This is a genomic window from Acinetobacter sp. AND/436 (assembly GCF_049546925.1).
In the GTDB taxonomy this organism is placed as follows: domain Bacteria; phylum Pseudomonadota; class Gammaproteobacteria; order Pseudomonadales; family Moraxellaceae; genus Acinetobacter; species Acinetobacter indicus.
Genome location: NZ_JBMXBO010000022.1, coordinates 1 through 13053, shown reverse-complemented (window position 1 = coordinate 13053; position 13053 = coordinate 1). Strand labels below are relative to the sequence as shown.

At 46.6% G+C, this 13053-nt stretch carries 10 protein-coding genes; 5 read left to right on the top strand and 5 right to left on the bottom strand.

Annotated features, from left to right (window positions below):
• Positions 1-29: 29 nt before the first annotated feature.
• The 3 genes from ACPEPR_RS13135 to ACPEPR_RS13125 form a co-directional block, all read right to left on the bottom strand.
• Positions 30-2162, bottom strand: a complete 2133-nt coding sequence (locus ACPEPR_RS13135) for a 3-hydroxyacyl-CoA dehydrogenase NAD-binding domain-containing protein (RefSeq protein ID WP_423562528.1) — start codon at positions 2160-2162, stop codon at positions 30-32.
• Positions 2163-2173: 11 nt separating this feature from the next.
• Entirely contained in the window at positions 2174-3379 is a 1206-nt protein-coding gene (locus ACPEPR_RS13130) for an acetyl-CoA C-acetyltransferase (protein ID WP_423562527.1), read from the bottom strand.
• Positions 3380-3560: 181 nt separating this feature from the next.
• On the bottom strand, positions 3561-4571 hold the full coding sequence (locus ACPEPR_RS13125) for an AraC family transcriptional regulator (protein ID WP_034597576.1): 1011 nt from the start codon (positions 4569-4571) through the stop codon (positions 3561-3563).
• 217 nt (positions 4572-4788) lie between these two features.
• On the opposite strand from ACPEPR_RS13125, the gene ACPEPR_RS13120 reads away from it, so the two are divergent.
• From ACPEPR_RS13120 to ACPEPR_RS13105, 4 genes are all read left to right on the top strand, one after another.
• On the top strand, positions 4789-5907 hold the full coding sequence (locus tag ACPEPR_RS13120; RefSeq protein WP_016659813.1) for a CaiB/BaiF CoA transferase family protein: 1119 nt from the start codon (positions 4789-4791) through the stop codon (positions 5905-5907).
• Positions 5908-6184: 277 nt separating this feature from the next.
• Positions 6185-7828: a nitrite/sulfite reductase gene (locus ACPEPR_RS13115; RefSeq protein ID WP_016659814.1), complete on the top strand. Its 1644-nt coding sequence runs from the start codon at positions 6185-6187 to the stop codon at positions 7826-7828.
• Positions 7821-8306, top strand: a complete 486-nt coding sequence (locus ACPEPR_RS13110) for a DUF934 domain-containing protein (protein WP_423562526.1) — start codon at positions 7821-7823, stop codon at positions 8304-8306. The genes ACPEPR_RS13115 and ACPEPR_RS13110 overlap by 8 nt, the downstream gene beginning before the upstream one ends.
• Before the next feature lie 242 nt (positions 8307-8548).
• Positions 8549-9535, top strand: coding sequence for a diaminopimelate dehydrogenase (locus tag ACPEPR_RS13105; RefSeq protein WP_168399553.1), 987 nt, complete (start codon positions 8549-8551; stop codon positions 9533-9535).
• A 210-nt stretch (positions 9536-9745) separates the two neighbouring features.
• Here the strand turns inward: ACPEPR_RS13105 and ACPEPR_RS13100 are convergent, their stop codons facing one another.
• On the bottom strand, positions 9746-10921 hold the full coding sequence (locus ACPEPR_RS13100; protein WP_104470652.1) for a thiolase family protein: 1176 nt from the start codon (positions 10919-10921) through the stop codon (positions 9746-9748).
• A 122-nt stretch (positions 10922-11043) separates the two neighbouring features.
• Positions 11044-11568, bottom strand: a complete 525-nt coding sequence (locus ACPEPR_RS13095; protein ID WP_016659816.1) for a GspH/FimT family pseudopilin — start codon at positions 11566-11568, stop codon at positions 11044-11046.
• 377 nt (positions 11569-11945) lie between these two features.
• Here ACPEPR_RS13095 and omp38 point away from each other — a divergent pair, with 377 nt between their 5' ends.
• Positions 11946-13007 (top strand): outer membrane protein Omp38, encoded by a 1062-nt coding sequence (gene omp38 / locus ACPEPR_RS13090; RefSeq protein WP_423562525.1) that lies wholly within the window; start codon positions 11946-11948, stop codon positions 13005-13007.
• The last annotated feature ends 46 nt before the right edge of the window (positions 13008-13053 follow it).

Here is a 13053-nt window from a genome sequence, read left to right as displayed (position 1 = left end):
CCTCTTGAATGCTACCCAGATGGATGGGTTTAAATTTGTTCGCCTTGCGCGACTTTATCTTTCAATAACTGCGGTGGGGCAAAACGCTCACCATAGCGTTGTTCCAGAGCTTGTGCTCGGTTTAACGCATCTTTTAGTCCATATTGATTCAGGAACTGCAGGGCACCACCTGTCCACGGGGCAAAACCAATCCCGAAAATCGAGCCGACGTTACCATCTACCACCGATTCCAGCACGCCTTCTTCCAGACAGCGCAAAGTATCCAGCGATTGGACAAACAGGAAGCGGTCAATCAGTTCCTGCTCATCGACAGTCTGCTCTTTTTTCCAGTAACTGAGGCCTTCCCAGAGCGATTTTTTGCCACCTTCAGGATAGTCATAGAACCCGGCGCCGGCTGCTTTACCTTTACGGTTAAACTGATGGATCATGGTTTCAATGACTTCATCTGCACCTGAGCGTGGGCGTTCTTTGCCTTCCGCCTGCAAGGCTTTGCGGGTTTCTGCCGCGACATGCTCGGATAAGGTCAGCGAGACTTCATCCTGAATCGCCAGCGGTCCAACAGGCATCCCGGCTTTGAGCGCGGCCATTTCAATTTTGGCCGGATGGATGCCCTCTGCCAGCATACGCAGACCTTCCTGCACAAAGGTACCAAACACACGGCTGGTAAAGAAACCACGACTGTCATTGACCACAATAGGCGTCTTGCCAATCTGCTGGACAAAGTCATAGGCCTTGGCCACGGTTTCACGATTGGTGTTCTGGCCTTTAATAATTTCAACCAGTTGCATCTTATCGACCGGACTAAAGAAATGCAGGCCAATAAAACGGCTTTGATCTTTCGCGGCTTGCGCCAGACCGCTAATGGGCAGGGTCGAGGTATTGGAGGCCATCACGCCATCGGCAGCCAGATAGCTTTCGGCTTCCTGGGTCACCTGTGCTTTTAATTGCTGATTTTCAAACACCGCTTCAATGATCAGGTCGCAGCTAGCCAGATCTGCCGCTGAGGCCGTTGGGGTAATGCGTGCCAGAATCTGGTCGCGTTTTTCCGCAGTCATCCGCCCTTGAGCAACTTTTTTATCCAGCAGTTTCTGGCTGTAGGCTTTGCCTTTTTCTGCATTTTCTATAGCAACATCTTTCAGGATAACCGCAATACCTTTAATGGCTGCAGCATAGGCAATTCCGGCACCCATCATTCCGGCACCTAAAATACCGACTTTTTTCGCCTGCCACTGCGGAATATTCTGTGGACGGCTGGCACCGGATTTAATGGCATTCAGGCCATGCCAGAAGGTACCAATCATATTTTTAGAGACTTGACCGGTCGCCAGATAGGTAAAATAACGTGATTCAATGGTCAGTGCGGTATCGACATCAACCTGTGCACCTTCGACCGCGGCCGACATAATTGCTTCCGGTGCTGGATAACAGCCTTTGGTCTTGTCACGTAAAATCGCCGGAGCAATCGCCAGCATCTGCGCCACCGCTGGATGTTTCGGATCACCGCCCGGAATTTTATAGCCTTTTACATCAAACGGTTGTTGTGATTTCGGATGTGCCTGAATCCAGTTGATGGCTTTTTGCAGCATTTCATCTGCTGAGTCGGCCGTGTCATGGATCAAGCCCAAAGACAGAGCTTTTTCTACCCCAAACTGTTTGCCTTCGATTAAAAATGGAAAAGCGGTTTGCAGGCCGAGCAGACGTACCATTCGTACGATGCCGCCGCCACCTGGTAGCAGGCCCAAAGTCACTTCCGGTAAACCGAATCTGGTTTTTGGGTCATTCAAGGCAATGCGGTGATGGCAGCCCAATGCCAGTTCCCAGCCACCGCCAAGCGCTGTACCATTTAAGGCAGCCACCACCGGAATACCACGCGTTTCGATATAACGCAGCTGGGCTTTCATGCCTTCTACCATCTGGAAAAAGTCGCTGGCCTGTTCCGGCTGGGCCTGAATCAGTTCATCGAGATCACCGCCGGCAAAGAAGGTTTTTTTGGCCGAACAGAAGATAATTCCGGCAATCTGTTCATTGGCTTTGAGTTTTTCCACAGTTTCTGCCAAAGCTGCACGGAAATCTGCATTCATGGTGTTGGCGGACTGGTTTGGCGAGTCTAACGTTAAGATTACAATATTGTCGGCGTTTTTTTCGAATTGAATAGCGCTCATGCGGTTCCTCCTTAAACCAGTTCAATAATGGTGGCAATGCCCATACCGCCACCGACACATAAGGTGGCTAGACCACGTTTTTTGCCCTGACGTTCCAGCTCATCCAGCAGGGTGCCTAAAATCATGGCACCGGTGGCCCCGAGTGGATGGCCCATGGCAATTGCACCGCCATTAACATTGACTTTAGCCGGATCGACCTGCATCTCATTAATAAACCGCATCACCACCGCCGCAAAAGCTTCATTGACTTCAAACAGGTCAATGTCCTCAATGCTTAAGCCAGCTTTGGCCAGAGCTTTACGGGCTGCCGGTGCAGGACCGGTGAGCATGATGGACGGGTCAGCACCAACCAGTGCTGTGGCCAGCACTTTGGCGCGTGGTTTCAAACCCTGTTCTTGCACGGCTTTTTCCGAGGCCAGTAACACCAGCGCGGCACCATCGACAATACCGGAGGAGTTACCAGCATGATGCACATGCTGAATTTTCTCGACTTCAGGATATTTTTGCAGGGCGATGGCATCAAAACCCATCTGTCCCATCATTTCAAAACTTGGATTGAGTTTGGCCAGGCCTTCCGCGGTGGTATTCGGCTTAATAAATTCATCTTTGGCTAGAATTACAACACCGGCTTTGTCCTTGACCGGCACAATTGAACGCTCAAAATGACCATTGGCCTGCGCAGCCGCGGCTTTCTTTTGTGACTGCTCGGCAAAGGCATCGACATCGGCACGGCTATAGCCATCAATGCTGGCAATTAAATCGGCACCAATGCCTTGCGGGACAAATTTCGAGGCCATGTTGGTTTCCGGGTCCAGCGCCCACGGGCCGCCATCTGAACCCATTGGTACGCGGGACATTGACTCCACTCCACCGGCGACGACCAGATCTTCCCAGCCAGAGCGGACTTTTTGCGCGGCCAAGTTCACGGCTTCTAGACCGGAGGCACAGAAACGGTTGATCTGCACACCTGCCACATCATTGTTCCAGCCGGCAGCAATCGCTGCTGTTTTGGCAATATCGGCACCCTGATCACCGACCGGTGTGACGCAGCCCAGCACAATATCATCGACCTGGGCAGTATCCAGCTGATGGCGCTGTTTTAATTCACGCAACAGGGTGGTGACCAGACTGATCGGTTTCACTTCATAGAGTGAACCATCTTTTTTTCCTTTTCCGCGTGGTGTGCGAATGGCATCAATAATATAAGCCTCGCTCATGTGCTATCCCTTTGATGAGTTTTAAATTGTTATGCTTTTTGAGTGTAATGATTAATTGATGAAGTGCAATGACGAGAACGGGCGAGGTCAGATGATGCTTTTCGCCAATAAAAAAAGCCCTCACTTGGCGGTGAGGGCGGAGAGGAAGATCAAACCTGAAAAGACGTTGTCTAAAAAATGTTTAGTGATAACCGTGTAACTGGCGATATAGCCCTGGTGTCACTCCAGTCCATTTTTTAAAGGCACGGTGGAAGGTACTGGTTTCACTAAAGCCGACCTGTTGCGCTACATCTTCTAGCGTCAGTTCCGGATTCAGCAACAGGTGAATCGCGGCATCACGACGTAAGGCATCTTTGACGCCCTGATAGCTTTTACCTTCGGCTGCCAGACGGCGGCGCAGGGTTTGCGGCGACAGATACAGCATTGAGGCAACATCATTCAAGGTTGGCATTTCTTCGCCAATCTGGCTCTTCAGGACATCACGAATTCGTGAAGTTAAAGAGTTGGTATTTTTGAATTTCACTAATAACTGTGCCGGTGCCGCTTTCAGGAATTCTTCCAGGGTTTCTTCATTCTGGCGAATTGGCAAGTCCAGATAGTCGGCCGCAAAGGTAATTTCGGTACGCGGCATATCAAACTGCATCACTGGGGCGAAGAACAGCGCATCATATTCATCGGCATGGGCAGGGCGCTCATAACCAAAGTGGACACGTTCCAGCGGCAGACGGCGTTCAATTAACCACGATGCCAGACCATGCCAGATCATCAGCATACTTTCAGTAATAAAGTGGTCCGGGTCCATGCTCTTAGGAATTAACGGCACCAGACGGGCTTCGTGTTTGTCACGTTCCAGCGTCACCGACCATTCATCGCCAAACAGTTTATAGAACTGGGAGGACAGTTCTAAGGCATCACCCAAGGTTTTGGCATGGATGATCAGCTGGCACATGATGGCAAAAGTACCTAAGCGGCGGCCTTGAACATCAAAGCCGATGTGCTCGTCCTGAGTCACCATCCACAGCATTTTAATAAAACGGGTATATTGTTCTGGCGAGATTCGCGCTTTGGGCTGGCGTAACAGCTCGGCCTCAATACCCACGTGTGATAATAAGGTCTCGACGTCCATGCCAAGGCGTTTGACACCGGTTAGAGCCGCATTTACGAAGTGGATACTGATGGTATCGCGGCTCATATTAAAGCCTTCTGACTCTTTGTCTTTGGTAATCACGTATGTTTGACCTAAATGACATTAAAAATAAAGTTTTTGGCAATTTACTTGAGTTGTTTTGCCATTTTCACATATTAAATTGCCGAAATGATCAAGGTAAATGGCTGAACATGACATTGTGTTTATGCTTTTATATTTCTAAGATGATGAAAAAATCAACACAAATAGAGTAAAAACTCCAATGTCATACGCTTTAAACGGACTCAAAGTTTTAGATTTTTCCACCTTGTTACCCGGACCATTTGCCACGCTTTATCTGGCCGATTTAGGCGCAGAAGTGGTGCATATTGAATCACCGAACCGTCCCGATCTGGTCCGGCTATTTCCGCCCTATGCCAATGGCCAGGCGACTTCGCACAGTTACCTGAACCGCAATAAACAGTCGGTGACGCTGGATTTAAAAGACCCGGACAGCATTGCACAAATTAAAGCCAAAATTAAAGATTACGATATTGTGGTTGAGCAGTTTCGCCCTGGGGTAATGCAGCGTTTGGGGCTGGATTATGCCACATTGGCAGAAATTCATCCCGGACTGATTTATTGTTCCATTACCGGCTATGGACAAAGCGGTCCTTATCAGGCCAAGGCTGGACATGATATCAATTATTTAGCGCTTTCCGGTATTGCCGGGCATAGTGGCCGGGCACAGTCCGGGCCACCGCCAATGGGCATTCAGATTGCTGATGTTGCAGGTGGCTCACTACATGCGCTGGTCGGTATATTGGCCGCCGTCATTGAACGGCAAAGCAGCGGACAGGGACAATATATTGATATTTCCATGACTGACTGTGTGGCGGCCTTAAACAATATGGCTGCGGCAGCCAGCCTGGCCGGACAGGAACAGCAGCGTCCCGAAGCTGGCCATTTAAATGGCGCGATTTTTTATGACTATTATCGTACCTCAGATGGCCGCTATCTTTCGATCGGTGGTTTGGAGCCACAATTTATGCAAGGTCTGGCCGCGGTCCTGGAGTTGCCACTAATTGTGGAAAAAGGAAGTTCTTTTGATTCAGACGACCGGCAGGCGGTGAAACAGGCCATTGGCAATAAAATTCAATCCAAAAGCTGGGTAGAATGGCAGCAAATATTTGCCGAGCAGGATGTTTGTGTCGAACCGGTGCTGTATTTAGAAGAAGCACTGCATTCACCACTGGCCCAGCAACGCGAATGGGTGGTTCAAGTGCCGCTGGAACAGGACAGCCCAGACACTGAAGCGCAGTTGGCCTGCCCGATTAAATTCTCGCGCTCCAAAGCTCGTTATGATTTCCGTGGCCAAGGTTTGGGGCAGGGGAACTGGTAACGCGCCGGTCTATAAAAGAGGTTTATCAGCCAATATAAGATGTTTATCCAGACCCAAAAGTGAGGATAAACATCTTATGAAAAAAAATGCTAAATAACGCAAAAAATAATGAAAGATCCAGAAAATAATAATGAATGGCTGCAAAGGCTTGCTTACAGCGCAAGTCCAGCTGACTTATCAATAAAATCGCTATGAAATATGTAAAAAACGCATTTTGTTGATAGATAAAATGTCGCTATCCTGTCGGTCGTTATAATGAAACTACTAGCTGTACGCCATGTATTTATATACTGATTTCGATCAGCAACTGATTAATGAACGTGTTGCGCAGTTCCGTGACCAGACGGAACGTTATTTAGCGGGCAAATTGACAGAAGATGAATATCGTCCACTTCGTCTCCAAAATGGTTTATATGTACAGCGCTATGCGCCAATGTTACGTATTGCCGTGCCTTATGGTTTAATGAGTTCGACCCAGCTGCGTAAAGTCGCTGCCTTGGCCAAGGCCTATGACCGTGGTTATGCCCACGTTTCAACACGTCAAAATATTCAGTTTAACTGGCCTGCACTAGAAAACGTGCCAGATATGCTGGCTGAACTGGCCACAGTTCAGATGCACGCGATTCAAACCTCAGGTAACTGTATCCGGAATACCACCACGGACCAGTATGCCGGTGTGGTCGCTGGTGAAATTGCCGATCCGCGTCCGACCTGTGAGCTGATCCGTCAATGGTCGACTTTCCATCCAGAATTTGCCTTCTTGCCACGTAAATTCAAGATTGCGGTATCTGCACTTGAAGAAATTGACCGTGCGGCAACTGCTTTCCATGATATTGGTGTGTATATTGTACGCAATGCAGCCGGCGAAATGGGCTATAAAATCATGGTTGGCGGTGGTTTGGGTCGTACCCCAATCATCGGTGCAGTGATTAAAGAATGGCTGCCACGTGAAGACTTAATTGCTTACTTGGAAGCAGTGCTGCGTGTCTATAACCTGCACGGCCGTCGTGATAACAAATATAAAGCACGTATCAAGATTCTGGTAAAAGCACTCACGCCAGAAGTATTTGCCGAGAAAGTTGAAGCTGAATTTGCACATACGGTGAAAACCTTAAAAGTCGATGCAGACACCCTGAAAAAAATGGATGAGAACTTTACGCCATTCGATTATCAGGACTATGCAGATGAGGACTTCACCGCGCTGTTTGCACAATATCCGAAGTTCAAGCAATGGTTTAACATCAATACCAATGCACACAAAGTGAAAGGCTACCGTATTGTCACCATTTCACTGAAACGTGCCGGTATTGCCCCGGGTGATGTCACCACGGAAGAAATGAACCTGATCGCTGACCTGGCTGATCAGTACACTTTCGGTGAATTACGTACTACACACGAGCAGAATATTGCGCTGGTAGATGTACCACAAAAAGACCTGTTTGCCTTATGGCAAACCCTGGATCAACACAATCTGGCGCGTGCGCACATTGGTTTCTTGACTGATATTATCTGCTGTCCAGGTGGTGATTTCTGCTCGCTGGCCAATGCCAAATCAATTCCAATTTCTGAAGCGATTTCACGCCGTTTTGATGACCTTGATACCATTTACAACCTGGGTAAACTGGATCTGAACATCTCCGGTTGTATGAATGCCTGTGGTCATCACCATGTCGGCAACATCGGGATTTTAGGTGTTGATAAAAAAGGCGCGGAATTCTACCAGATTACCCTGGGTGGTAATGCTGATCATGATGCCTCAATCGGTGACATCTTAGGGCCATCATTTGCTGCGGAAAAAGTGCCAGATGTAGTGGAAGAAATTTTAAATACTTATCTTGACCTGCGCCAGGAAGGTGAAGAGTTTATTGATACCTATCGCCGTGTTGGCATTCAACCATTTAAGGAGCGTGCATATGCTTAATACCGCACTACAAGTGCTCTCTAAAGATGGCACGATTGCAGACAATACTTACCAAATCATGGGTGAAGATGGTGTATTGCCACAAGGTGATGTGGTGTTGACTGTTGAGCAGCTCGATCAACTTGCTAATGTTTCAGGTAAAAAAGCGCTGTACTTAACCGTAGATGCTTCGCCTGAAACCAATGAGTTTCCGTTAGATCAGCTCGATGCCATCTTTATTGAGTTTGCTGGCTTTAATGATGGTCGTGGTTATTCATTTGCTGCACTGCTTCGCCGTCAGGGTTTTGAAGGTGAACTCCGTGCCACAGGTGATGTATTTAAAGATGTACTGAACTATATGAAGCGTTCCGGTTTCGATACCTTCGTGATTAAAGAAGGTAAAGATATTCAGGAAGCGGCAGTCGGTCTGGGTGATTTTACCCATCCTTATCAGGCTTCGACGGCCGTGGCTCAGGCACGTTATCAAACGGGTGCTTAATTTCACCCGTTGCGAAAAACCTCCGTCAGGAGGTTTTTTTGTTTTTGTGCGATAGATTTAGATCAGCATCGTCATCTGGTTTTGCTTTAATTTGGTGCGAATACAACATTGTGGCACAATATGGTGCATTCTGTGAGCAGGCTGAATCATGGCTTGAATCCACAGAAGAAGCACCCAATCATCTTCGTTTTATGAATCTGATTTGGAAAAGTTTAACTATTAGCTTGAAGTGACTTGTCTGTATGCAACATTCTATTCGTATTGGTATTGCTGGTTATGGCAATTTAGGACGTGGTGTGGAAACTGCCATTCAAAAGAATCCGGATTTACAGCTTGTGGGTATTTTTACTCGCCGTGCGCCTGAAACTGTTTCACCCTGCTTTACTGAAACCAAAGTTTTTCATATGGATGTATTGGCTGACTTCCAGAATCAGATTGATGTACTGATTTTATGTGGTGGATCGAAAGATGATTTGCCTAAACAGACCCCTGAATTAGCAAGCAAATTTAATACGGTAGACAGCTTTGATACGCATGCGCGTATTCCAGAGTTCTTTGATGCTGTAAATGCGCCAGCACTTGCGAACAAGAAAACAGCCATGATTTCGATTGGCTGGGACCCGGGTATGTTCTCTATCAATCGTTTGTTCGGTGAAGCATTACTTCCAGACGGTGAAACCTATACCTTCTGGGGTAAAGGTTTGAGTCAAGGTCACTCAGATGCGATTCGTCGTGTTGAGGGTGTGAAAGCGGGTGTGCAATATACCATTCCATCTACCGATGCGATGGACAAGGTGCGTAGTGGTTCACGTCCAGAGTTAAGCACCCGAGATAAGCATACGCGTGAGTGCTATGTGGTACTTGAAGGGGGTGCAGACGCAGCCAAGGTTGAACAGGCCATTGTGACCATGCCGGATTATTTTGCGGACTACAATACAACGGTAAACTTCATTGATGAAGAAACTCTTCGTAATGAACACAATCGTATGCCACATGGTGGATTCGTGATTCGTAGTGGCAATACCAGCGATGCCCATAATCAAGTCATGGAATTCTCTTTGAAACTGGAGAGTAATCCTGAGTTTACGGCAAGCGTATTGGTGGCTTATGCACGTGCGTGTTACCGCATGAACCAGATGGGTCAGTACGGTGCGAAAACCGCATTTGATGTTGCACCAGGTTTATTGTCGATGAAGTCACCGGAACAACTGCGTAAAGAAATTCTTTAAGTATTAAAATTTAAACGGTTACTTTAATTGTGATGATAAAAAGCCTTCCAAGTGGAGGCTTTTTATTTTCCTTCCTAGTAGTTCTCTCTCCCTTTGGGAGAGAGTTAGAGAGAGGGTAGGTCTCTCCCTGGCCCTCTCCTTGTAGGAGAGGATTGGGAATGATTGATTGAATCCCTCTAAGTCTCCCCTTTAAGAAAGGGAGACTTTCAATTAAAGCAACTCAATCGCCACAGCAGTTGCTTCACCGCCACCGATACATAGGGCGGCGATACCACGCTTGCCACCGGTACGTTTCAGGGCATGAATCAGGGTTAAAATAATACGTGAACCGGTCGAACCAACTGGGTGACCAAGTGCACAGGCACCGCCATTGATGTTGACTTTTTCTGGGTCCAGTTTGAACTCGTCCATTGGACACATGGTCACCATGGCAAAAGCTTCATTGATTTCCCACAGATCCACATCTGCAACCGTCCAGCCGGTTTTATCCAGAACTTTTTGAATTGCACCGACTGGCGCAATGGTAAATTCAGATGGATGCTGTGAATTCGAAGCATAGGCAATCAGCTTGGCTAGCGGTTGTAAACCTTTTGCTGCAGCGTTGTCTGCTGAGGTTAATACAAGTGCAGATGCACCATCCGAAATAGAGCTGGCATTGGCCGCAGTAATGGTGCCATCTTTAGCAAACGCTGGGCGTAGTGTTGGAATTTTTTCAATATTGGCGTTGAATGGTTGTTCGTCTTTATCGACCACGACATCGCCTTTACGGGTAGACACCGTTACAGGCACGATTTCATCGGTAAAATAACCTTCATTCACTGCAGTTTGTGCACGTTTTAATGAACGAATAGCAAAGTCATCCATTTGCTCGCGGGTATAACCTTTGGTATTGGCCATGTCCTGTGCAAAAGAACCCATTAAACGGCCGGTTTCTGCATCTTCAAGGCCATCTAGGAACATATGGTCTTTGACTTCACCATGGCCCATACGGAAACCGCCGCGTGCTTTTGGCAGGATATACGGCGCATTGGTCATTGATTCCATGCCACCAGCAACCACGTAAGTTGCTGAACCGGCTTTAATCATATCTGCGGCTTGCATGACCGCTTTCATGCCTGAACCACACAGTTTGTTAATGGTTACAGCACCGGTTGAATCCGGTAAGCCTGCCTTACGCATGGCTTGACGTGCAGGACCCTGTTTTAAGCCAGCCGGTAAAACACAGCCCATAATGACTTCTTCGATATCGGTCGGTTGTAAGCCAGCACGAGAAATAGCGGCTTGAATGGTGGCTGCACCTAAGTCGGGTGCGGTTAAACTGGCAAGACTACCCTGAAAACCACCCATTGCTGTCCGTGCACCATTAACAATTACGATATCCGTCATCGTTGTATCTCCAATCTGTTTCTAATCAATTCAATATTTATTTTGAGCTTAAGCCTTAGCAGTATAGGGGAAAAATCCACAGAATAAAGCGTAATTTTCCTACATCTTTAGACGCATAAGTTTTAGCAGCTATTGGGAAATTCTATGCGTAGAAAACCACGATTACTGAGGAAAATACGCTGATTGGGGGTAAAACCTGAACAATAATAAAAACTGCCATTAGAGCCTAAAGGTAAACCCTGCTGGGCGTTAAATCTGAGACTGGGCAGAGACAGGGCGCCTTTCCATTCCAGGTTACCGTATTTCAGGCGAGTCTTTTCAGTTAAGACAATAGATTCACCTGAATCGAGGCTTCGGTTGCGGTTATGATCGATAAAAATAATAAAACCGCTGTTCCATTGATTATTCTGACATTGCTGCAGATCGGCACTGGGGCAAATTACAATATTGGCGCGATAGGTGAGGGCTTGGGATTTGGCCAGGTTAATACTATATTGCAGTAAATAACGGATGCGCTTGGCTTCTTGCTGGGCCAGATATTGCTGAAAATGAGGCAAAGCAATCGCACTGATGATGCCAATAATTGCCATCACCACAATGAGTTCAAACAGACTAAAGCCTGAAGTGTGAGATTTAATTGGGTACATACTAAGTAGACCTATAATTTTTATATTTTTATTATGTTTCTGTAATACAAAATATTGTTTTGTAATATTTTTCTAGGTTGTCATTATTTTTACGCATCTTTCTATAAAGCTGCTAAAATAAAGTGGAAGTGACAATAAGCTATCCACAACAAAAAATTGAGTAAAAATTTACCGAATTACAACGGAAATTGTAAGTAATTTTGTCAATAATTTACTTGATTAAAATTATCAAGCACTTGGAAAAAGAATAAAGTGTTTGTATGATTCAAAGTGACTAGCTTAAAAAGAAAACTGGGGTAAAAAAAGCCTATCTCAGGATAGCCAAAACTTTAGGCTTGAGCTTGAACAACAATTTGTTATCTCTGGAGGATAAATCCATGAAAATGAGTCGTATTGCATTGGCAATGCTCGTAGCTGCGCCTTTAGCAGCTGCAAACGCAGGCGTAACTGTTACTCCATTAATGCTTGGTTACACTTTCCAAGACACTCAACACAACAATGGCGGTAATGATGGTGAATTATTACTTCCTTCTGAAGGTGAAATGCAAGACGATTTATTCGTTGGTGCGGCCATCGGTGTTGAACTGACTCCTTGGTTAGGTTTTGAAGCTGAATATAGCCAAGTGAAAGGTGATGTAGATTGGGCTGATGAACCAGGCGCAGAATACAAAGGCCAAAACATTGCGGGTAACTTCTACGCGACTTCAGACGTATTCACTAAAAACTATGACAGCAAAGTTAAGCCATACGTATTATTAGGTGCTGGTCACTACAAATACGAATTTGAAGGCGTAGATCGTGGTACACGTGGTAACGAAGAAGAAGGTACTTTAGGTAATGCGGGTATCGGTGCATTCTGGCACTTAAACGATGCATTGGCGCTGCGTACTGAAGCACGTGGTACTTACCACTTTGACGAAAAATTCTGGAACTACACTGCTTTAGCAGGTCTGAACGTTGTTCTTGGTGGCCGTTTGAAACCAGCTGCTCCAGTAGTAGAAGTTGCTCCAGTTGAGCCAGTTGCTCCAGTTCAACCAGCTCCACAAGAGTTGACTGAAGACCTGAACATGGAACTTCGCGTATTCTTTGATACCAGCAAATCAAACATCAAAGATCAATACAAGCCAGAAATCGCTAAAGTTGCTGAGAAACTGGTTGAGTATCCAAACGCAACAGCGCGTATCGAAGGTCACACAGACAACACTGGTCCACGTGCACTGAACGAACGTTTATCTTTAGCTCGTGCGAACTCTGTGAAATCGTCACTTGTAAACGAATACAATGTTGACCCAGCTCGTCTGTCAACTCAAGGTTTCGCTTGGGATCAACCGATTGCTGACAACAACACCAAAGAAGGTCGTGCTATGAACCGTCGTGTATTCGCGACAATCACTGGTAGCCGTACAGTTACTGTACAACCAGAAGCAGCTGCTCAATAATTTGAGTAGACCTTAGAAAAAACGACTCTTCGGAGTCGTGGTTTTT